General features: G+C 67.6%; 27 protein-coding genes. 25 read left to right on the plus strand and 2 right to left on the minus strand.

Annotated elements, in window-relative coordinates:
• Nucleotides 1-12 precede the first annotated feature (12 nt).
• The 9 genes from cysE (at nt 13) to P5F91_RS01905 (ending at nt 7,981) form a co-directional block, all read left to right on the plus strand.
• Nucleotides 13-738: a serine O-acetyltransferase gene (gene cysE, locus P5F91_RS01865; RefSeq protein ID WP_145612704.1), complete on the plus strand. Its 726-nt coding sequence runs from the start codon at nt 13-15 to the stop codon at nt 736-738.
• Nucleotides 722-1,072, plus strand: coding sequence for a nitrogenase stabilizing/protective protein NifW (gene nifW / locus P5F91_RS01870; protein ID WP_145612703.1), 351 nt, complete (start codon nt 722-724; stop codon nt 1,070-1,072). The genes cysE and nifW overlap by 17 nt, the downstream gene beginning before the upstream one ends.
• Nucleotides 1,073-1,236: 164 nt before the next feature.
• Nucleotides 1,237-2,091, plus strand: coding sequence for an electron transfer flavoprotein subunit beta/FixA family protein (locus P5F91_RS01875; protein ID WP_145612702.1), 855 nt, complete (start codon nt 1,237-1,239; stop codon nt 2,089-2,091).
• A 23-nt stretch (nt 2,092-2,114) separates the two neighbouring features.
• Nucleotides 2,115-3,218, plus strand: a complete 1,104-nt coding sequence (locus P5F91_RS01880) for an electron transfer flavoprotein subunit alpha/FixB family protein (protein WP_277906314.1) — start codon at nt 2,115-2,117, stop codon at nt 3,216-3,218.
• A gap of 14 nt (nt 3,219-3,232) precedes the next feature.
• Complete coding sequence (locus P5F91_RS01885; RefSeq protein WP_145612700.1) at nt 3,233-4,537, plus strand: FAD-dependent oxidoreductase; 1,305 nt, start codon at nt 3,233-3,235, stop codon at nt 4,535-4,537.
• Entirely contained in the window at nt 4,534-4,860 is a 327-nt protein-coding gene (locus P5F91_RS01890) for a ferredoxin family protein (RefSeq protein ID WP_422394440.1), read from the plus strand. The genes P5F91_RS01885 and P5F91_RS01890 overlap by 4 nt, the downstream gene beginning before the upstream one ends.
• Nucleotides 4,860-5,735 (plus strand): ModD protein, encoded by an 876-nt coding sequence (modD, locus tag P5F91_RS01895; RefSeq protein ID WP_145612699.1) that lies wholly within the window; start codon nt 4,860-4,862, stop codon nt 5,733-5,735. Before P5F91_RS01890 ends, modD begins: the two co-directional genes overlap by 1 nt.
• A 186-nt stretch (nt 5,736-5,921) precedes the next feature.
• Complete coding sequence (gene nifA, locus P5F91_RS01900) at nt 5,922-7,691, plus strand: nif-specific transcriptional activator NifA (RefSeq protein ID WP_145612698.1); 1,770 nt, start codon at nt 5,922-5,924, stop codon at nt 7,689-7,691.
• An 80-nt stretch (nt 7,692-7,771) separates the two neighbouring features.
• Entirely contained in the window at nt 7,772-7,981 is a 210-nt protein-coding gene (locus P5F91_RS01905) for a TOBE domain-containing protein (protein ID WP_088871206.1), read from the plus strand.
• 75 nt (nt 7,982-8,056) lie between these two features.
• Here P5F91_RS01905 and P5F91_RS01910 read toward each other — a convergent pair whose 3' ends face one another.
• Entirely contained in the window at nt 8,057-8,617 is a 561-nt protein-coding gene (locus tag P5F91_RS01910) for a DUF2478 domain-containing protein (RefSeq protein ID WP_145612697.1), read from the minus strand.
• Nucleotides 8,618-8,876: 259 nt separating this feature from the next.
• Between P5F91_RS01910 and nifT the strand changes: the two genes are divergently transcribed.
• The 14 genes from nifT (at nt 8,877) to P5F91_RS01980 (ending at nt 16,932) form a co-directional block, all read left to right on the plus strand.
• Nucleotides 8,877-9,092, plus strand: coding sequence for a putative nitrogen fixation protein NifT (nifT, locus tag P5F91_RS01915; protein ID WP_040844955.1), 216 nt, complete (start codon nt 8,877-8,879; stop codon nt 9,090-9,092).
• 1 nt (nt 9,093) lies between these two features.
• Nucleotides 9,094-9,972 (plus strand): SIR2 family NAD-dependent protein deacylase, encoded by an 879-nt coding sequence (locus P5F91_RS01920; protein ID WP_277906315.1) that lies wholly within the window; start codon nt 9,094-9,096, stop codon nt 9,970-9,972.
• Nucleotides 9,973-10,253: 281 nt separating this feature from the next.
• Complete coding sequence (gene nifB / locus P5F91_RS01925; RefSeq protein WP_422394450.1) at nt 10,254-11,753, plus strand: nitrogenase cofactor biosynthesis protein NifB; 1,500 nt, start codon at nt 10,254-10,256, stop codon at nt 11,751-11,753.
• 72 nt (nt 11,754-11,825) lie between these two features.
• On the plus strand, nt 11,826-12,050 hold the full coding sequence (locus P5F91_RS01930) for a 4Fe-4S dicluster domain-containing protein (RefSeq protein WP_145612694.1): 225 nt from the start codon (nt 11,826-11,828) through the stop codon (nt 12,048-12,050).
• 11 nt (nt 12,051-12,061) lie between these two features.
• Nucleotides 12,062-12,397, plus strand: a complete 336-nt coding sequence (locus P5F91_RS01935; protein ID WP_088871209.1) for a HesB/IscA family protein — start codon at nt 12,062-12,064, stop codon at nt 12,395-12,397.
• 29 nt (nt 12,398-12,426) lie between these two features.
• Nucleotides 12,427-12,987, plus strand: a complete 561-nt coding sequence (locus tag P5F91_RS01940; protein WP_277906317.1) for a hypothetical protein — start codon at nt 12,427-12,429, stop codon at nt 12,985-12,987.
• A complete protein-coding gene (locus P5F91_RS01945; protein WP_277906318.1) occupies nt 12,980-13,783 on the plus strand; it encodes a 4Fe4S-binding leucine-rich repeat protein in 804 nt (267 codons plus the stop codon). The genes P5F91_RS01940 and P5F91_RS01945 overlap by 8 nt, the downstream gene beginning before the upstream one ends.
• Nucleotides 13,780-14,127, plus strand: coding sequence for a nitrogen fixation protein NifZ (locus P5F91_RS01950; protein ID WP_277906319.1), 348 nt, complete (start codon nt 13,780-13,782; stop codon nt 14,125-14,127). The genes P5F91_RS01945 and P5F91_RS01950 overlap by 4 nt, the downstream gene beginning before the upstream one ends.
• On the plus strand, nt 14,124-14,363 hold the full coding sequence (locus P5F91_RS01955; RefSeq protein ID WP_277906320.1) for a nitrogen fixation protein NifZ: 240 nt from the start codon (nt 14,124-14,126) through the stop codon (nt 14,361-14,363). The genes P5F91_RS01950 and P5F91_RS01955 overlap by 4 nt, the downstream gene beginning before the upstream one ends.
• Nucleotides 14,364-14,574: 211 nt before the next feature.
• Nucleotides 14,575-14,919 (plus strand): DUF3024 domain-containing protein, encoded by a 345-nt coding sequence (locus tag P5F91_RS01960; RefSeq protein WP_277906321.1) that lies wholly within the window; start codon nt 14,575-14,577, stop codon nt 14,917-14,919.
• A gap of 38 nt (nt 14,920-14,957) precedes the next feature.
• Nucleotides 14,958-15,191 (plus strand): hypothetical protein, encoded by a 234-nt coding sequence (locus tag P5F91_RS01965; protein WP_277906322.1) that lies wholly within the window; start codon nt 14,958-14,960, stop codon nt 15,189-15,191.
• On the plus strand, nt 15,188-16,360 hold the full coding sequence (locus P5F91_RS01970) for a DegT/DnrJ/EryC1/StrS family aminotransferase (protein ID WP_277906323.1): 1,173 nt from the start codon (nt 15,188-15,190) through the stop codon (nt 16,358-16,360). The genes P5F91_RS01965 and P5F91_RS01970 overlap by 4 nt, the downstream gene beginning before the upstream one ends.
• Before the next feature lie 33 nt (nt 16,361-16,393).
• The gene (locus P5F91_RS01975; protein ID WP_145612689.1) at nt 16,394-16,702 is read left to right on the plus strand and encodes a 2Fe-2S iron-sulfur cluster-binding protein; all 309 of its coding nucleotides are present in this window, start codon (nt 16,394-16,396) and stop codon (nt 16,700-16,702) included.
• A gap of 14 nt (nt 16,703-16,716) precedes the next feature.
• Nucleotides 16,717-16,932, plus strand: coding sequence for a hypothetical protein (locus P5F91_RS01980; protein ID WP_145612688.1), 216 nt, complete (start codon nt 16,717-16,719; stop codon nt 16,930-16,932).
• 88 nt (nt 16,933-17,020) lie between these two features.
• Here P5F91_RS01980 and P5F91_RS01985 read toward each other — a convergent pair whose 3' ends face one another.
• A complete protein-coding gene (locus P5F91_RS01985) occupies nt 17,021-17,425 on the minus strand; it encodes a group II truncated hemoglobin (RefSeq protein ID WP_277906324.1) in 405 nt (134 codons plus the stop codon).
• Between the two features lie 249 nt (nt 17,426-17,674).
• On the opposite strand from P5F91_RS01985, the gene sufB reads away from it, so the two are divergent.
• Both sufB and sufC read left to right on the plus strand, forming a co-directional pair.
• Nucleotides 17,675-19,159 (plus strand): Fe-S cluster assembly protein SufB, encoded by a 1,485-nt coding sequence (gene sufB / locus P5F91_RS01990; protein ID WP_277906325.1) that lies wholly within the window; start codon nt 17,675-17,677, stop codon nt 19,157-19,159.
• Between the two features lie 45 nt (nt 19,160-19,204).
• Nucleotides 19,205-19,963, plus strand: a complete 759-nt coding sequence (gene sufC / locus P5F91_RS01995; RefSeq protein ID WP_277906326.1) for a Fe-S cluster assembly ATPase SufC — start codon at nt 19,205-19,207, stop codon at nt 19,961-19,963.
• The last annotated feature ends 11 nt before the right edge of the window (nt 19,964-19,974 follow it).

The raw sequence follows: 19,974 nt of genomic DNA on the forward strand, positions 1-19,974 counted from the left end.
ATGGGGGCGGCCATGGCACAGGAACGCGGACTGTGGGGGCTGGTGGGTGAGGACATCGCCTGCGTGAAGGCGCGCGACCCGGCGGCCCGGCACACGATGGAGATCGCGCTGACCTATCCGGGGCTGCACGCTGTCATCCACCACCGCATCGCCCACCGGCTGTGGCGGCGCGGCCTGCGCTTTCCTGCCCGGTTGCTGTCCTGGTTCGCGCGGCTGGTGACCAATGTCGACATCCACCCCGGTGCCCGCATCGGCCGGCGCTTCTTCATCGACCACGGTGCCGGCGTGGTCATCGGGGAAACAGCGGAGATCGGCGACGACGTGACCCTGTATCACGGCGTCACCCTGGGCGGGACCAGCTGGTCGCCCGGCAAGCGCCATCCCACCGTCGGGTCCGGCGTGCTGATCGGCGCCGGTGCCAAGGTGCTGGGGCCCATCACCGTGGGGACCGGCGCCCGCATCGGCGCCAATTCCGTGGTGGTGGAGGACGTGCCGCCGGGGATGACGGTGGTCGGTATTCCCGGCCGGGTGGTGCGCGACCCCCGCACCCGGCGGGGCACGGCCGGCCGTATCGACCTGGACCACCACCTGATCCCCGATCCGGTGGGGGATGCGTTGACCCTGATGTTGGACCGCATCGCCTTTCTTGAGGCGCGCCTGGCCCACACGCAGGGCCGGCTGGCGGCGCTTTTGTACGAACCCGAAGCGAAGGGCAGGGATCATGGGCGTGTTGGATGAGCTGTCGCGGCTGTCGTCGGCCGAGGATTTCTTCGTGTTCCTGGAGGTGCCGTTCGAGGCGGCGGTGGTCCGCGTCGCGCGCCTGCACATCCTGCGGCGCATGGGCCAGTACCTGCGCGGCAGCGAGGTGGAGGGCGCGTTCACCGGCCTGGACGAGGGCGAAATCCGGACGCTCTGTCGTGGCCATCTGGAACAGGCCTATCAGGACTTCGTCGCCTCCACCCCCATCGCGGAACGGCTGTTCAAGGTGCACCGCGACGCGGTGGCGCCCAAGCAGCCGGCGCCCAAGCCCTTCGTGCCGCTGGCGGTGCTGGACGGCGCCAAGGGGCCGTGAGGCCGAGAGCCGACAGGGGCTGTCGCGTATCCGACAAAGCGTCGCTTACGGGCGGACGGCGGAATGAAGGTGATTCAATGGCTTAGCGGGGCGCCCTCAATTGGCATGCCCCTTGCCAATCATGGCTGTGACCGCCGGATCGGCCGAGGGAAAGGAATAGGGAAATGCACATCGTCGTCTGCATGAAGCAGGTCCCTGACAGCGCGCAGATCCGGGTCCATCCCGTGACCAACACCATCATGCGCCAGGGCGTGCCCACCATCATCAACCCCTATGATTTGTTCGCGCTGGAGGAGGCCTTGCGCCTGCGCGACCGGTTGGGGGGCGAGGTGACGGTGCTGACCATGGGACCGCCCATGGCGGAGGAGTCGCTGCGCAAGGCGCTGACCTTCGGCGCCGACCGTGCCGTGCTGCTGACCGACCGGGCCTTCGCGGGCTCGGACACCCTGGCCACCAGCTTCGCCCTGGCCGCTGCCCTGGACAAGGTCAGCCAGGAGTTCGGGGAGCCGCCAATCATCTTCACCGGCAAGCAGACCATCGATGGCGACACGGCCCAGGTGGGGCCGGGCATCGCCAAGCGTCTGGGCCTGAACCAGCTGACCTACGTTGCCCGCATCGCCGACCTGGACCCCGCCGCCGGCACCATCACGGTGGAGCGTCGGGCGGAAGGGGGCCTGCAGGTCCTGCAAACCCGCCTGCCCGTGCTGATCACCATGCTGGAAGGCGTGAACGAGATCCGCCGGGGCAGCCTGGATGACGCCTACCGCGCGGCCCGGGCCCAAATCGTGCGGTGGAGTGCCGCCGATGCCGGCATCACCGAACTGGCGCGCTGCGGCTTGAAGGGATCGCCCACCATCGTGAAGAAGGTGTTCGCGCCCCAGGGTCGGGCGGAAAAGGTTCACCAGGTCCCGACCGCCGACCGGTCCGCCGACGAACTGGCGGCCGATGTCATCGCCGCGATTTTCCGGACCCAGCCGCCGCTGGAAGACGATCTGCTGCGGTTCGCCGCCGGCCAGTGACACCCCCGAGGGAGTAGAAGACGATGAGCGACGCCCCCCCCACCGGCCCCAAGCCTCCCGCCGCCGGCCGTGCCGGCACCAAGCGCGAACTGCCGGAGCGGTTCAAGGCTTACCGCCACGTCTGGGTGGTGGTCGAGTGCGAACACGGCGTCGTCCACCCCGTGTCGCTGGAACTGTTGGGGGAGGGGCGCAAGCTGGCGGACAAGCGCGGTGCCGACCTGGCGGGCGTGGTGCTGGCGGGCGACAGCCTGACGGCGGCCCAGACGGCGGCCGCCGCGTTCGAGCATGGCGCCGACCTGGTCTATACCGTGACGGCGCCCATCTTGGCGCACTATCGCAATGAGACCTACACCCGGGCCATGACCGATCTGGTGAACACCCACCAGCCGGAAATCCTGCTGCTGGGCGCCACCAACCTGGGGCGTGACCTGGCGGGATCGGTGGCGACCACGCTGCAAACCGGCCTGACGGCCGATTGCACCGAACTGGCCATCGATGACGAGGGTTCATTGGCGGCGACGCGGCCGACCTTCGGCGGGTCCTTGCTGTGCACCATCCTGACCCTGAACTATCGGCCGCAGATGGCCACCGTGCGCCCGCGCGTCATGGCCATGCCGGCGCGGGAACCGGGGCGCTGGGGTCGCATCGTCGAACACCCGCTGGACCTTGCGGAAGAGGACGTGGTCACCAAGGTGCTGCGCTTCATCGCCGACCGGGAAAGCGACAAGGCGCAGCTGGCCTATGCCGACATCGTGGTGGCCGGCGGCCTGGGCCTGCGCTCGGCGGAGAATTTCCAGCTGGTCCGCGCGCTGGCGGAGGTGCTGGGCGGCGACTACGGCGGGTCGCGCCCCCTGGTGCAGAAGGGCTGGATCACCGCCGACCGCCAGATCGGCCAGACGGGCAAGACCATCCGGCCCAAGCTGTACATCGCCGCCGGCATCTCCGGCGCCATCCAGCACCGCGTGGGGGTGGAGGGGGCGGACACCATCGTCGCCATCAACACCGACCCCAACGCCCCCATCTTCGACTTCGCCCACCTGGGCGTGGTTGCCGACGCGATAGAGTTGCTGCCGGCCCTGACCCGGGCCTTCCAGGCGCACCTGTCCGTCAACCGCCTTGCCGGCTGAAGGAGGGCCCCGTCATGATCAGGGACAAGTTCGACGCTATCGTCGTGGGAGCCGGCCCCTCGGGCAACGCCGCCGCCTATACCATGGCCAAGGAAGGGCTGAAGGTCCTGCAGCTGGAACGGGGGGAATACCCAGGCTCCAAGAACGTGCAGGGCGCCATCCTCTATGCCGACGCGCTGGAAAAGATCATTCCGGATTTCCGCGAGGACGCGCCGCTGGAACGCCATGTGATCGAGCAGCGGCTGTGGACCATGGACGACACGTCCTATGTCGGCATGCACTACCGTTCCGACGACTTCAATGAGGAAAAGCCCAATCGTTACACCATCATCCGCGCCCAGTTCGACAGGTGGTTCAGCGGCAAGGTGCGTGAGGCCGGTGCGGTCCTGCTGTGCGAGACGACGGTGACGGAACTGTTGCGCGATCCGCAGGGCCGGGTCATCGGTGTGCGCACCGACCGTGACGGCGGCACCGCCTTCGCCGATGTCGTCATCCTGGGAGAAGGGGTGAACGGCCTGGTGGGCCAGCGCTCCGGCCTGCGGCCCGAACTGAAGCCGGACACGGTGGCCCTGGCGGTCAAGGAAATGCATTTCCTGCCGCGCGAGGTCATCGAAAGCCGCTTCAACCTGGCGGGCAACGAGGGCGTGGTGATCGAGGCCATGGGCACCATCACCGACGGCATGACCGGCACCGGCTTCATCTACACCAACCAGGAATCCATCTCGATCGGCATCGGCTGCATCGTCTCGGACTTCGCGGAAAGCGGCCGCACGCCCTATGGCCTGCTGGAGGCGTTCAAGCGCCACCCCAGCGTCCGCCCCCTGCTGGAAGGTTCGGAATGCAAGGAGTATGCGGCCCACCTGATCCCGGAGGGCGGCTACAACGCCATGCCGGAGCTGTTCGGGGACGGCTGGATCGTGGTGGGCGATGCCGGGCAGTTCGTGAACGCCGTTCACCGTGAAGGCTCCAACCTGGCCATGACCACCGGCCGCATCGCCGGTGAGACGGTGGTGTGGCTGAAGCGGCGGCGGGAGATGGCGACCAAGGCCAACCTGGCCGAATACCAGCGCCGGCTGGAGGAAACCTTCGTCATGAAGGATCTGAGGAAGTATCGGCGCATCCCGGATTTCCTGCACCGCAACAAGCACATCTTCGGCGTCTATCCCAAGCTGCTGAGCGCCGCCGCCCAGACCTGGTTCCGGGTGGACGGCGTCGATAAGCGCGCCAAGGAAAAGCAGATCTTCCAATCATTCCGCAGCGGCCGGACCCTGCCCGGCCTGATCGGGGACGCCCTCAAACTGGCGAGGTCATGGCGATGATGAACACGACTGAGGTGGGGGCGGGCGCCCCTGGCGCACCGCTCGTGAAGGTGGAGGAGCGGCTGTTCCAGAACCGCTACCTGGTGGATGCCGGACGCCCGCATATCAAGATCAAGCCCCACACCGAACCCTCCAAGGCGCTGATGGCGCTGACCCACCTGTGTCCGGCCGGCTGTTACAGCCAGAACGACAAGGGCCAGGTCGAGGCGGTGGTGGACGGCTGCGTGGAATGCGGCACCTGCCGCGTGCTGACCGCCAAGACCGGGGAGGTGGAGTGGAACTATCCCCGCGGCGGCTTCGGCGTCCTGTTCAAGTTCGGCTGATGGCCATCGACGCGGGCGCCGGTGACCCGCTTCACCTCGCGGATGGGGCCATAGAACGGCTGCTGGAAGAGGACGTGCGCTTTGGCGACCTGACGACCCGTGCCTTGGGCATCGGTGGCCGGCCGGGCCGCATGCGCTTCCAGGCCCGCGCGGACATGGTGCTGTCCGGCGTGGACGAGGCCGCGCGTCTGCTGGCTCGGCTGGGCGCTGCGGTGACCGTCATGGCGCCCGCCGGATGCCGTTATGGCGGGGATGCCGTGCTTCTGGAGGCCACCGGTTCCGCCGCCGCCCTGCACGCCGGCTGGAAGGTGGCGCAGACCTTGATGGAGTGGGCGTCGGGCCTGGCCAGCGAGACCCGCGCCATCGTCGATGCCGCGCGGGCAGTCAACCCCGACATCGCGGTGCTGTGCACCCGCAAGTCCGTTCCCTACACGCGCCAGCTGGCATGCAAGGCGGTGCTGGCGGGGGGTGGGGACATCCACCGCCTGGGGCTTTCCGACACCATCCTGCTGTTCCCGGAACATCGGGTGTTTTTCGATCCGCCGCATGACTTGGCGGCGGCTATCGCGCGGCTGAAGCGGACGGCGCCGGAGCGCGCGGTCATGGTGGAGGTGACCAGCGAGGAGGATGCCCTGGCCGCCGCCGCCGCGCACGTCGATGTCATCCAACTGGAAAAGTTTGCGCCCGAGGCGGTGCACCGGCTGGTGCGCCGGTTGCCCCGGCGCGTGGACGGCCGGCCAGTCGTCGCCGCGGCCGGTGGCGTCACTGCCCAGAACGCGGGTGCATATGCGAAGGCGGGTGCCGACACGCTGGTTACCTCGGCCCCCTTCTTCGCCAAGCCGCGCGATATACAGGTGACTATAACGGCCTTATGAATCAAATGGATCTCAAAGAATAGTTTGCTGAATGAACATAATATTTTGCTGATTGAATATTGTGAATTCACTTGCGGTCTCGTGTTGCACCTGCGAAGCTTGCTTGCAGGTACTTGACTGGACTGGCAGTTGGCGGGGGCCGCGCCGCCGCATCGGTAGGCCTCGGGACACGAAAGGATTCGTGCGATGCCTATGACTGGTTCCGCCTCTCACGCGTCCGCGACATCCAGCCCGCCCTCGGCGGCCGATCGGTCGCGTGCCGGTGAATTCTCCTCCCGCGCGGAAATAGCGTTGCACGGGGTGTACGAGATTTCCAAGATCCTGGCGGTGCCCACCCGCCTGGAAACGACGCTGTCCAATGTCCTGGCGCTGCTCTCCAGCTTCCTGGAGATGCATCACGGCATCATCGCCCTGCTGGGCGATGACGGCTCACCCCAGGTGGTGGTGGGCCTGGGCTGGACGGAGAAGAACGCCAAGAGCCATTTCGACCGGCTGCCCGAACGGGCCATCGGCCAGATCGTCACGACGCAGATGCCGGTCGTGGTGGAGAACGTGGCCGACAATCCCCTGTTCGACGATTGGTCGGCCGTGGAATGGGGTGCCGGCTCGCGCGTGTCCTTCATCGGCGTGCCCATCAAGGAAAGGGACCGGGTCATCGGGACCTTGACGCTGGACCGCACGTGGGAGGGCAAGGCGACCTTCCGCCTGGATGAGGATGTGCGCTTCCTGGTCATGATCGCCAACCTGGTGGGTCAGACGGTGCGCCTGCACGACCTGATCGGCCGGGATCGCGACCGGCTGATGAGCGCGCAGCGCCGTCTGGAAAAGGAACTGATCGAAACCGCACGGCCGGAACGCGAGGTCAGGCCCCAGGGCATCGTCGGCAACAGCCCGGCCATCCGTTCGGTCATCGACAAGATCAAGATCGTGGCGCGCAGCCATTCCACCGTGCTGCTGCGCGGGGAATCCGGCACCGGCAAGGAATTGTTCGCCCGGGCGACGCACGACCTGTCGCCGCGCAGCGGCGGCCCGTTCGTGAAGCTGAACTGCGCCGCCCTGCCCGAGAGCATGCTGGAGTCAGAACTGTTCGGGCATGAGAAGGGGGCCTTCACCGGTGCCCTGTCCCAGCGCAAGGGCCGGTTCGAACTGGCCCACGGCGGCACCTTGTTCCTGGATGAGATCGGGGAAATCTCGGGCGCCTTCCAGGCCAAGCTGCTGCGCGTCCTGCAGGAAGGGGAGTTCGAGCGGGTGGGCGGCTCGCGCACGCTGAAGGTGGATGTCCGGCTGGTGGCCGCGACCAACAAAAACCTGGAGGAAGCGGTGGCGCGGGGGCAGTTCCGGGCCGACCTGTATTACCGCATCAACGTCGTCTCCATCTTCCTGCCGGCGGTGCGCGACCGCCGGGAAGACATCACCCTGCTGGCCCGCGAATTCCTGAAGCGCTTCAATGAGGAACACGGCACGCGCAAGAGCCTGACCGGCTCCGCCTACGCCGTCCTGGAAAGCTGCTACTTTCCCGGCAACGTGCGGGAGCTTGAGAATTGCGTGCGCCGGACGGCCACCCTCTCGCGGGACGCCGGCATCATCGCGGACGACTTCGCCTGCCGGCATGACGAGTGCCTGTCCTCCACCCTGTGGAAGGGGGCCATCGGTCCGGGCAGCGCCTTCAAGATCATGTCCCGCCCCTCGGCGCCCACGCCCCTCCCGCTCCGCCAGCCGGTGCCGATCGAGCCGGCCGCGGCGTTGGGGGATGGGGATGGCCCTCCGGCCACCTGCCCGCAGGCGGGAACCTGTGCTGCGGCCCAGGGCGATGGCTTGTCGGAACGGGATCGCCTGATCCAGGCGATGGAGACGGCGGGGTGGGTGCAGGCCAAAGCCGCAAGGTTGCTGAACCTGACGCCGCGCCAGGTGGGCTACGCCCTGATCAAGCACAACATCCCGGTGAAGAAGTTCTGAATTCCCGCCAAGGCCAAGAGCGGGTGCCCGTGGTCCCCGTGGACGTCCCAGTGGACCGCTGACTTGAGGATGAGACAGGAATGAAGCTGAGTGCCCGCAACGTCATCGCCGGTAAGGTCGTGGCCGTCACCAAGGGAGTGACCACCGCCCATGTGAAGATCGAGATCGCCGCCGGCAGCGTCATCACCTCATCGATCACCAATGAGTCGGTGGACGATCTGGGCCTGAAGGTGGGTGACACCGTCTCCGCCATCATCAAGTCCTCCGACGTGATCATCGGCAAGGAATAGGCGCTGCGGGGGGCCGGTGCCCGGCACCGGCCCCCCGGCCATCAGCGCAGGGCGCCCGCGACAACTTTTCCGCCGTCAATTGGCCCGCCGCCGGTCGGCCCGGCGGGCCCAGTCCTCCCACCAGGTGGTGATTACGCCCGTGTCGCACACCAGGGTGGTGCCATAGCCGCCGGTGAAGGCCGTCCACGCGTCGTAGAAACGCCAGGGCACAGCGGTCAGCACCGGCAATCCGGCGTCGATGGCGGCCGCGATCTCTCCCCTCAGGCCGCGACCCTCGGCCTCCGTCTTGCCGAATTTGTTGACCAGGACCAGTTCGACCCGGTCGGCCACGGCCTGGGCCACCGCCAGGGCCGCATCCGCCAGCCCGCCCGTGTCCAGGCGGCAGGCCACGGAACCGGGGCCCAGGTTCTGGCAGATGGGGATGACGCGGCCGGTGTTCAGGTCCATCACCTCCATCAGCTTCACCGGTCCGCAGTCGCCCTTGCGGTTGCGCTGGACGATGCCACCCACCCGGCGGCCGCGGTCGCGCAGACCCAGCGCGAAGTCGGCCAGCAGGGTGTCCACGTCATCCTCCGGCTGATAGATCACGGCGGCCAGGTTCAGCAGGTTGTCGGTATAGGCGACGCTGTCGGGCATGGGGGATCTCCTGTCCAGGGAAGCGGTCGCGGCGCGTGGCCGGATCAAGGGCGGGACTTGCACCGCGCATGCCACCGTTCGGCCGGTGCTGTGCCGCCACTTTACCAGGGGAAAGCGTCCATCGGCGGTAAGGGATACGACAGGCCTTGTCGGTTTCCCAACGCGACGACGCGTGGGAAAGCGCCGGTTTCAGGGCCTTCCAGCGTGGCACGGCCCTTGCTGAACTGAGGACGGCTTCCAATGGAAAGGACCGGCCCCGATGAAAGTGATGATCCGCCGCTCACCCGAGATCGGCCTTTCCGTCTACGTGCCGAAGAAGGATCTGGAAGAGCCGGTGGTGGAGGCGGAGCGGGAGGATCTGTGGGGGGGCTGGATCCGCATCGCCAATGGCTGGGTCCTGGACCTGCCGGAGATGGCGGCCGACACGCGCCTGCCGGTGACGGTCAACGCCCGCAAGCGGGGGGAGGAGGAGTGAGATGACAGCCTTGGCAACCGCCGCTTCCGTCATGCCCGACGGCCTTGCGGCCGAGCGCCTGCTGGTCGACCTGGCCGCGCAGTTGCGCGCCGGTGGGCTGGTTCCCTATCTGGGACCGGCGCTGGCCTGCCTGGCTCCGGTGGCGGCCCCAACCACGCATGAGGCGCTGGCCGACTTCTTCGCCGCCAAGGTGGCGCTGCCCCGCCGCGCCAAGGGCAACGCCTGGGCGGCGGCCCAGCACATCGAAAGCACGCGCCACCGTTCCACCGTTTCCACCCTGATGGCGGAGGCGTTCCGGCCGCCGGTGGCGCCTACGGCCCTGCATCGCCACCTGGCGGCCTTGGGCGTCCCGCTGATCGTCGACACCTGGTACGACGGCGCCATGCGCGCCGCCCTGGCGGCTTCCCGAGCCAGCTGGGGGGAGGTGCAGGGCATCACCCGCGCCGGCATCGGCGAGGATCGCTGGTACCGCTTCTATGACGCCGGCGGGCGGGAAACCACGCGCGACGCTGCGAGCGCCTGGGAAACCGTGCTGTACAAGCCGCACGGCGGCGTGGACCCGGTGCGCAATTTCCTGATCACCGATGCCGATTATGTCGAGGTGCTGACGGAAATCGATATCCAGACGCCCATTCCCGACATCGTGAAGGAACGGCGGCATGGCCGGGGTTTCCTGTTCGTGGGCTGCCGCTTCCACGACCAGCTGCTGCGCACCTATGCCCGCCAGGTTTCCAAGCGATCGGGTGACCGGCACTACGTGGTGGTGGAGCCGGCGACGCTGACCCGCAATGAGGTCAAGTTCTTCGCCGCGCAGGGCCTGACGCCCGTTGCCGTGCCGTTGCCGCGGGCTGTCGAAATCCTGTGCGGGGCTGTTGCGTAACGGACGCCGGTGTCCGGCTTCGGCGCGGTTTGTCGATAACCGCACAGCTGGCGTGAGGGCTTGAACTGAGGGTTCCCGCCGTTCTTCGGGATTCAAAGACGTGGCACGGCCTTTGCTGAAATACGGCGTGGGTTCAGGCGGGCCCGGCCAGGAAATGTCAAGCAAGCTTTCCCATTGAAATCGCCGCGCCCGCGCGCCGGGCCCAACAGTGAGGAACGGACATGCACGCATCCACAACGCAGGACGGGGCCGCCGGCCGTCTGGTCACCATCGACGCGGTGATGCAGCAGGTGGCCGAACACAAGGGGTGTGGTACCCAAGGGGGCAGCGGCAAGGCCAGCTGCGGTTCCGCCGCCGGCCAGGGCGACTTGCCGACCGAGATTTGGGAGAAGGTGAAGAACCACCCCTGCTACAGCGAGGAGGCGCATCACCATTACGCCCGCATGCACGTCGCCGTGGCGCCCGCCTGCAACATCCAGTGCAACTACTGCAATCGCAAGTACGACTGCGCCAACGAATCCCGCCCCGGCGTGGTGAGCGAGCGGCTGACGCCGGAGCAGGCGGCCAGGAAGGTGCTGGCCGTCGCCTCCACCATCCCGCAGATGACCGTGCTGGGCATCGCCGGGCCGGGCGACCCGCTGGCCAATCCGGCCAAGACGTTCAAGACCTTCGAGCTGATCTCCCAGACCGCGCCCGACATCAAGCTGTGCCTGTCCACCAACGGCCTGGCGCTGCCCGACCATGTCGACACCATCGCGCGCTACAACGTCGACCACGTCACCATCACCATCAACATGGTGGATCCGGAGGTGGGGGCGAAGATCTATCCCTGGGTCTATTGGAACCACAAGCGCTACACGGGCGTGGAGGCGGCGCGGCTGCTGACCGAGCGCCAGCTGCGCGGGCTGGAAATGCTGACCGAGCGGGGGATCCTGTGCAAGGTCAACTCCGTCATGATCCCGGGCGTCAACGACCGGCATCTGGTGGAGGTGAACCGGGCGGTGAAGTCGCGTGGCGCCTTCCTGCACAACATCATGCCCCTGATCTCCGCGCCCGAGCACGGCACCGTTTTCGGCCTGACGGGCCAGCGCGGCCCCACCGCCCAGGAACTGAAGGCCCTGCAGGATGACTGCGAGGGCGAGATGAACATGATGCGGCACTGCCGCCAGTGCCGGGCCGACGCCGTCGGCCTGCTGGGCGAGGATCGCAGCGCCGAATTCACCACCGAAAAGATCATGGAAATGGAGGTCGACTACGACCTGGAGGGCCGCCAGGCCTACCAGGCGCGGGTGGAGGAGGAACGGGTGGCCAAGGTGGCCGCCAAGCAGGAGGAACTGGCCACGCTTGCAGGCGCGCGCAGCGACATCACCCTGCTGGTGGCGGTGGCGACCAAGGGCTCGGGCCTGATCAACGAGCACTTCGGCCACGCCAAGGAATTCCAGGTCTACGAGCTGTCCACCGCCGGGGCCAAGTTCGTGGGTCACCGGCGCGTCGACCTCTATTGCCAGGGTGGCTTTGGCGATGAGGACAACCTGCAGACCGTCATCCGCGCCATCAACGACTGTCACGCCGTCTTCGTCGCCAAGATCGGCGGCTGTCCCAAGGCGGACCTGCTGGGGGCGGGCATCGAGCCCGTGGACCAGTACGCCCATGAGTTCATCGAGAAATCCGCCATCGCCTGGTTCAAGGGCTACCTGGGGAAGGTGGCGGCCGGTGAGCTGGTCCACAGCCCGCGCGGCGATGCCGCCATCCGCCAGGGCGCCCTGATCGTCGCCGCCTGATGCGCATTCCATTTGGACCGGGGCGGGCCGCATCCGGCCCCGGACCCATCCACCCGAAGGAGAATATGAAGCATGGCCTACAAGATCATCGCCTCGCAATGCACCAGCTGCTCCGCCTGCGAGGCGGAGTGCCCGAACGTGGCGATTTCGGAAAAGGGCGGCACCTTCGTCATCAATCCGAAGAAGTGCACGGAATGCATCGGGTATTTCGATGTGCCGCAGTGTGTCGCCGTCTGCCCAGTGGACAACACCTGCGTCATCGACACCACCTATCCCCGCTATCAGGCGGCCGGCTGAGGGGGATGGCGATGACCTTCACGATCACCCCGGCGGCCGAGCGTTTCATCCGCTTCATGCTGCGGGCCGATGGCGGGCCCGAGGCCGGGTTCCGCCTGGTCCTGAGCCCCGGTGGCTGTTCCGGCCTGTCGGCCGACATGAGCGTCCGCGCGGCGCCAGAGCCTGGCGACGCCGTGGTGGAGTGCTACGGCCTGCGTCTGTTCCTGCCCACGGAAAGCCGCCTGCTGCTGGCCGGCGTCACCATCGACTTCGCGGACGGCACTGCGCAGAGCGGCCTGGTGTTCCGCGACCCCAAGGCCGCCACCTCCTGCGCCACGGCACCCACGCCCATCGTGCGGCTGCAATAGGCGGGTGCCGGATGAGAGGGAATGGGGCCATGCGGGCAGGGCAAAAGGCGGCTGCGACGCCATTCCGGAAAGGCGGGCGGCCGCCCATCCCCGATGACGAATGGCTGTCCGCCGCCGTGTTGGGCGGCGGCCTGCCGCCGGATGTGCACCACAACCTGTCGGCCGCCGCCCAGGCCTATCATCTGGAGGAGGTGGCGGAACGCCATCTGCGTCTGGCGCGCCTGGCGGCACCCTGGCATCCGGCCGTCCTGATCGCCCTCTACCGCTTCTATTTCTACAAGGGCCGTCTGAAGGACGCGCTGGATATCGCCCGCCTTTGCCTGGCCAAGGCGGCGCAGGACAACAAGCTGCCGGCCGATTGGCGCCAGGTGGTGGCCACGGACGCGGATTTCGGCCGCTTCGACGCGCCGCTGCCCCGCTTCTTCCTGTTCACCCTCAAGGGCTACGCCTACCTGCACATGCGCATGGGCGGTCTGGACGAGGGCTTGGCGGCCGTCCTCAAGCTGCTGGAACTGGACCCCAGCGACAAGGTCGGCGCCCAGGTGCTGCTGAACGTCATCCAGCGCATGGGAGAGGACGACCATGACTGACATCGACGAGGCCGTGGACTGGCGGGGCAATGCCATTTCCTGCGATGCCTGCGGTTATGCCGCCCTGCTGGCGGCCGGCCGGTGTCGGCTGAAGCACGCCTGCGTCAACGATCGCTACGCCCGCCGCATCGACCGCTTCTTCACCTGGAATCCCACCCTGGCGGACACCCATGTGCGCCATCCCCATTTCGAGGTGCGGGCGATCGCGGCCAAGCACGCCGACATCTTCCTGCTGCCGCCCATGCTGGACGATCCGGAGGAGGCGGTGCGCTGGAACGCGGTGCGACGCCTGCCCCGGCGCTACGCCCTGCGCCTGCGCGACGATCCCCACCGCGAGGTGCGCATCCGCGTCGCCGCCCTGCTGGACGAAGCCGACTTGATCTCCATGGTCCGCGACCCCGATTACTACGTGCGCCTGATGGTGGCGCGCCGCGTCGGTCCCGGCCTGCTGGCCCGCATGATCGAGGACAAGGAGCCGGAGGTGCGCCGCATGGTCGCCGCCCGCGCGCCTGTCGAGTGGCTGATCCGCATGGCGGCCGATGCCGACGCCGACGTGCGGTACGAGGTGTCCAAGCGCCTGCCGGGCGACCTGCTGGCCCGCCTGAAGCGCGACCCCGACTGGCGGGTGCGGTTCGAGGTCGCCAGCCGCCTGCCCGTGGCGCAAGTCACCGACCTGGCCCGGGATGAGGACATCCTGGTGCGGGAAATGGTGGCGTCACGCCTGTTGCCGCCTACAACGCCTCGGACGCTGGAGCCCGCCATATTGGAGCCCACCATGTTGGAAATTGTGTCATGAGCAACATCGTCCGCGACAGCGACGTGGTGGAGATCGTCGATCCCCCCACCTTCACCTATGGGGAAAAGGTGCGGTCCCGGCGCACCGTCCGCAACGACGGCACCTACGCCGGCAAGGAGATCGGCGACATCCTCGCCAAGAAGGGGGAGGAAGGCTACGTCGTCAGCATCGGCACCTTCCTCCAGCAATTCTACATCTACGGCGTCGAATTCCCGGGCAGCGGCAACCGCGTGGGCATGAAGCGCAAGGAGCTGGAGGCCGTGCTGGCGGTTGCCGACGAGGACGACCTGCCCCTGCCCACCGCCCTGCCGGTGCCGGGCCGGGCCGTCAGGGGGCGACCATGATTGAGCCCCGCCAACCCCTGTACCAGTGGGGACAGCGCATGCGCGTGGTCAGCGACTTGGTCAACGACGGCGGCTATCCCGACACGCCGGCCGACGCCCTGCTGGAACCGGCGGGCACGGTGGGGGAGATCGTGCAGGTCGGGACCCATGTGGACAGCGGCACGCCCATCTACTTGGTCGAATTCCCCGACCGGCGGGTGATCGGCTGCCTGGAGGAAGAGATCGTTCCTGTCTGATACCAGCGGCACGGGACAGCGGCTCGTGCCGCTGTAGCCCGCGACGGCGGGCACCGGAGATTTCCGGGGAGCCGAAGGCGGACTGGAAATCGAGGAGAAGCCAAGCCAGCGGATGCTGGCGCCCGGCGTCTGAGGGGCATTTGAGCGGTCACGATCAAATGCCGTTGTTATGAGGGAGCCAGGGGAGGACCCCACGGGAGGAGGTATGTGCATGATGGCGGCGTCGCAAGGTCTCACCGCGGCGGGGCATCCCAACGATGTGGACCGCAAGCGCATCGAGCGCGCGTTGCAGGCGCGCCAGCGCTACCTCTACGTCCGGCCCAGCGTCGTGCCGGCCCAGGGCGGCTATCGCATCGAAAGCCCCTGCTGTTCCCGCAACGTGGACCGCGAGGGCGGGATCATCGACGTGGCGCTGATCCAGTTCAGCCAGGGGTATTGGCGGCTGTATCGCAAGGACCACGCCCAGGGGACCTGGGAGCCGCACGGCGCCTTCGGCCGGCTGGGCGACCTGCTGGACCTGCTGAACGTGGATGCCGACCGGCAGTTCTGGCAATGACGGGGGACGACATGGCGTTGAGCGTGGAAGACCTGGGGATGTTGGATGCGGTCCTGGCCGCCGCATCCGAGGATGCCTTCGCCACCCTGCGCCGCCAGCTGCCCCATCTGGCCTGGACGCGCTGCGACGCGTCGGACGTGGCGGAGGATCCCTTCCGCCGCTACGGCGGTTTTGACGTGCATTTGCTGGACGGCAGCGGGCATTGCGTGCGCCTGACGGCGGAGCCCGCCGATGCCACCGGCGTGCTGCTGGCCCGGCGGGTGGGATCATGACCACGCTGGCCGAGGTGCCGGCGGCGGCGGACCTGATCCGTCTCAGCGATCCGGACATCACGCCGGCGGAACTGGCGGCGGTGGAGCGGGTGCTGCGCACCCCCAACCTGGCCGCCGGCGCCGTGACGGAGGCGTTCGAAGAGGCGTTCGCGGCATATCTTGGCCGGCGCTACGCGGTGGCGGTGGCCAGCGGCACGCTGGGCCTGCTGATGGCGCTGCGCGCCCACGGCATCGGCCCGGGGCAGGAGGTCATTCTCTCCCCCTACGGTTTCCGCGAGACCCAGCATGCTGTCAGCCTGTCCGGCGCCCGGCCGGTCTTCGCCGATATCGACTATTGGGCGGGGACGCTGGCGCCGGACAAGGTGGCCGTCCGCATCACGCCCGACACGCGCGCCATCGTGGCCGCCAACACCAATGGCCACCCGGCCGCATGGGCGGGGTTGCGGGACCTGGCGAACCGGCACGGCCTGGTGCTGATCGAGGACAGCACGGAGGCCATCGGCTCCCGTTACCAGGGCGGTTTGGTCGGGACCTTCGGCGACACCGCCGTGTTCGATTTCTCCCAGCCCGGCGCGTTGTGCTGTGGCGAGGGCGGCATGGTGGTGACCGATGACGTGGACATCGCCATGGCCCTGCGCCGGCAATGCCGCCATCGCCTGGCCGAGCGAACCTCCGTGGTGGTGGGCGGCACGGCTCCTTATCAGGCGGCCTTGAGCGACCTGGCGTCCGCCCTGGGCCTGGCGCAGCTGCGCCGCCTGGATGAGATCCTGGAGAGGCGCCGGGGCGTGCAGCATCTGTATTTCAAGTACCTCCAGTCGTTCGAGGGCATCAAGGACCCCTATGTCGGGCCGGACGTCACCGAGGTGAACTGGTTCCTTTACCAGGTGCACCTGGGCACGCGCTTCTCCCGCTCCAGCCGCGACGCCATCGTGGAGGATTTGCGGCTGGCCGAGGTCGAGGCCGCCGCCTTCGGCCAGCCCCTGCATCTGCAGCGGCATTACTTCGACCTGGGTTATCGCCGGGGCGATTACTTCGTCACGGAGAAGGTGGCGGACCGCGCCATCGCCCTGCCGTTCCACACGCACCTCAACGAGGACCAGATCGCCCACATCGTCGAGACGATGAAGGATGCGTCGGTCAACGTCGGCGCCGGGGCGGCGATTTACTGACCCCTGATCAAAACCTTGAGGGAGCTTTTGGACATGTCGCTGCTCACCATCCTGCCGTCCGGCAAGACCATAGACGCCGCCGAGGGCATGACCCTGCTGGCCGCCATCCTGGCGGCGGACGAGACCCTGACCCACAAGTGCGACGGCAAGGCCTCGTGCGGGACCTGTCACGTCTTCGTCCAGGAAGGGCGCAAGGGCCTCTCCCGCATCGCGCGGGAAGAGAATGAGCGGCTGGACGCCATGGTCGGCGTGGGATCGAAATCGCGCCTGGCCTGCCAGGCCAAGGTGCTGGGGACCGAACCCATCAAGGTTGAACTGTTGGGCTTCGGCTCCGGCTTCTGACGAGGGGAACAGGAATGCACGTCGAGACGGTGATGATCCACGTCCGCTTCGCGCCGGACGGCACGGTGACGGAGATAGGGGAGCGGCCGGCCGCCGTTCCGGCCCAGGCCTGGTTCAACCTGCTGAGCCTGAAAGCCACTGGCCCCTACCAGGCCCTCGCCGGCGGCCGGGGTGTGTTCCGCCTGGCGCGATCAGAGATCGAGAGCCTGAAGGGGGAGGCCGCCGCCTAGGCCGCCCCTTTGCGGGGCCTCCAGCCCGCTTTCGGCTCCCTCAGAAATCTCCGGCGGACGCGGTCGCGTCCTTCAGCGGCTGAGGGCATTATTGTCCGGGCTGGTTGCGCATCCAGTCGGCCAAGGGCGTCAGCGCCTGCAGGATGGCCCCGCGCAAATCCGCATCCGGCACGGTGGCCATCAGCGCCTGGCTCATGCACAGCAGCCAGGCGTCGCGCTCGGCCACCCCCACCGTGAAGCCCAGGTGCCGCGCCCGCAGGCGCGGATGCCCGCGCTCCGCCGAATAATCGGCGGGGCCGCCCATCCATTGGGCCAGATAGAGCTTCAGCACGCGCTTGGTTTCCGTCAGGTCGGGGGCGTGCATTGCGCGCAGGCCGCGCACCTCCGGCAGGGTGTCCATCTGGTGGTAGAACGCCTCCACCAGCCGGTCGACGGCCGCCTGGCCGCCGATAGCCTCAAAGATCGTCTGCTGGGAAACCGCTTCGGTGATCATGGCGCCGCCTCTGTTCTGGTCCTATCGAAGGCCGGTTTTGCAGGAAACATGCCGGTGGCGGTGGCGGCGGAAAGCACGTGCGGCGGCGACGTTCGTTCCAAATCCCCCTGTCGGGATTGCAACAAACGTCCGGTTGCCGACGAGGCCAGTCCCTTGGAAAGGCCCGGGAATCCTGACTTCAGGCGGCTGGCACGGCCGTTGCTGATCATCCTGCTTAGCCAAGACCCAGCCACGATCGGATGGACCGCCATGTCGGACAGCGCGACCGCGAACCGCCCCGCCAGCAACGCCCCGTCCACCGGCCTGTTGGAGGGCATCGTCCAGGCGGAGGGCTACAAATACGGCTTCACCACCGATGTGGAGACGGAAGACGCGCCGCCCGGCCTGAACGAGGACACCGTCCGCTTCATCTCCGCCAAGAAGGGGGAGCCGGCGTGGCTGCTGGAATGGCGGCTGAAGGCCTTCCGCCGCTGGCAGACGATGGCGCCGCCGGATTGGGCCAAGCTGGACATCGCTCCCATCGACTACCAGGCCGCCAGCTATTATTCCGCGCCCAAGGCCGCGTCCGGCCCCAAGAGCCTGGACGAGGTCGATCCCGAGCTGCTGAAAACCTACGAGAAGCTGGGCATCCCCCTGGGGGAGCGCGCGGCCCTGGCCGGGGTGGCGGTGGACGCCGTGTTCGACAGCGTGTCGGTCGCCACCACCTTCAAGGACAAGCTGGCCGACCTGGGCATCATCTTCTGCTCCTTTGGTGAGGCGGTGCGGGAGCATCCGGAGCTGGTGCGGCGTTACCTGGGTTCCGTCGTCCCCCAGGGTGACAATTTCTTCGCGGCGCTCAATTCAGCGGTGTTTAGCGACGGTTCCTTCGTCTACGTGCCGGCGGGTGTCCGCTGTCCCATGGAACTGTCCACCTACTTTCGCATCAACGCCGCCAAGACGGGGCAGTTCGAGCGCACGTTGCTGATTGCCGACAAGGGCGCCTATGTCAGCTACCTGGAAGGTTGCACAGCGCCGCAGCGGGACGAAAACCAGCTGCATGCCGCCGTGGTGGAATTGGTGGCGCTGGAGGATGCGGAGATCAAGTACGCCACCGTCCAGAACTGGTATCCCGGGGACGAGAACGGCAAGGGCGGCATCTACAACTTCGTCACCAAGCGCGGCGCCTGCCGGGGGGCCCGATCCAAGATCAGCTGGGCGCAGGTGGAGACGGGCAGTGCCATCACCTGGAAGTATCCCAGCTGCCTGCTGGAAGGGGAAGGGTCTACCGGCGCCTTCTATTCCGTGGCCATTACCAACAACCGTCAGCAGGCCGACACCGGCACCAAGATGATCCACATCGGGCGCGACACCAGCTCGACCGTCATTTCCAAGGGCATCTCGGCCGGCCGGGGGCAGAACACCTATCGCGGCCAAGTCAAGGTGCTGTCGAATGCCGACGGCGCCCGCAACTATACCCAGTGCGACAGCCTGCTGATCGGCAAGCGCTGCGGCGCCCACACCGTGCCCTACATCGACGTGCGCCATCCGGGTGCCAAGGTGGAGCATGAGGCGACGACATCGAAGATCAGCGAAGACCAGATGTTCTATTGCCAGCAGCGCGGCCTGACGGCGGAAGACGCGCTGTCGCTGATCGTGAACGGTTTCTGCAAGGAAGTGCTGAACGAACTGCCCATGGAGTTCGCGGTCGAGGCGCAGAAGCTGCTGGCCGTAAGCCTGGAAGGCAGCGTGGGCTAGGCCGCTTGATACCCCCGCAACCCCGACCCAGCGAAGGGAACCATCATGAGCAAGCTTCTGGAAATCCGTGGACTGCGGGCCCGCATCGCCAATGGGCGGGAGGTGCTGAAGGGCATCGACCTGGACGTGGCGGCGGGGGAGGTGCACGCCATCATGGGCCCCAACGGTGCGGGCAAGAGCACCCTGTCCAGCGTGCTGGCGGGCAAGCCGGGGTATGAGGTGACCGGGGGCACGGTGCGCTACCTGGGCCGGGACCTGCTGGCCATGCCGGCGGACGAGCGAGCGCGGGAAGGGGTGTTCCTGGCCTTCCAGTACCCGGTGGAGATACCGGGCGTGAACAACATGTACTTCCTGCGCGCGGCCCTGAACGCCGGGCGCCGCCAGCGCGGCCAGGCGGAACTGGACGCGCAGCAGTTCCTGAAGGCCGTGCGCGACCGGCTGAAGCTGCTGGACATCGGTGACGACCTGCTGCGGCGCGCGGTCAATGTCGGCTTCTCCGGCGGGGAGAAGAAGCGGAACGAGATTTTCCAGATGGCCATGCTGGAGCCGAAGCTGGCCATCCTGGATGAAACCGACAGCGGCCTGGACATCGACGCCCTGCGCGCCGTGTCGGACGGTGTCAACCGCCTGCGCGATCCGGCCCGCGCCATCGTCATGATCACCCATTACCAGCGGCTGCTGGACTATATCGTGCCTGACCGGGTGCATGTGTTGGCCGACGGACGCATCGTCGCGTCCGGTGACAAGACCTTCGCCGCCGAATTGGAGCGCACCGGCTACGCTTATCTGGGCGACGCGGCTTGAGCGGGGGCGAT

Origin of the sequence: Nitrospirillum amazonense (assembly GCF_029594735.1) — a bacterium.
In the GTDB taxonomy this organism is placed as follows: Bacteria; Pseudomonadota; Alphaproteobacteria; order Azospirillales; family Azospirillaceae; genus Nitrospirillum; species Nitrospirillum amazonense.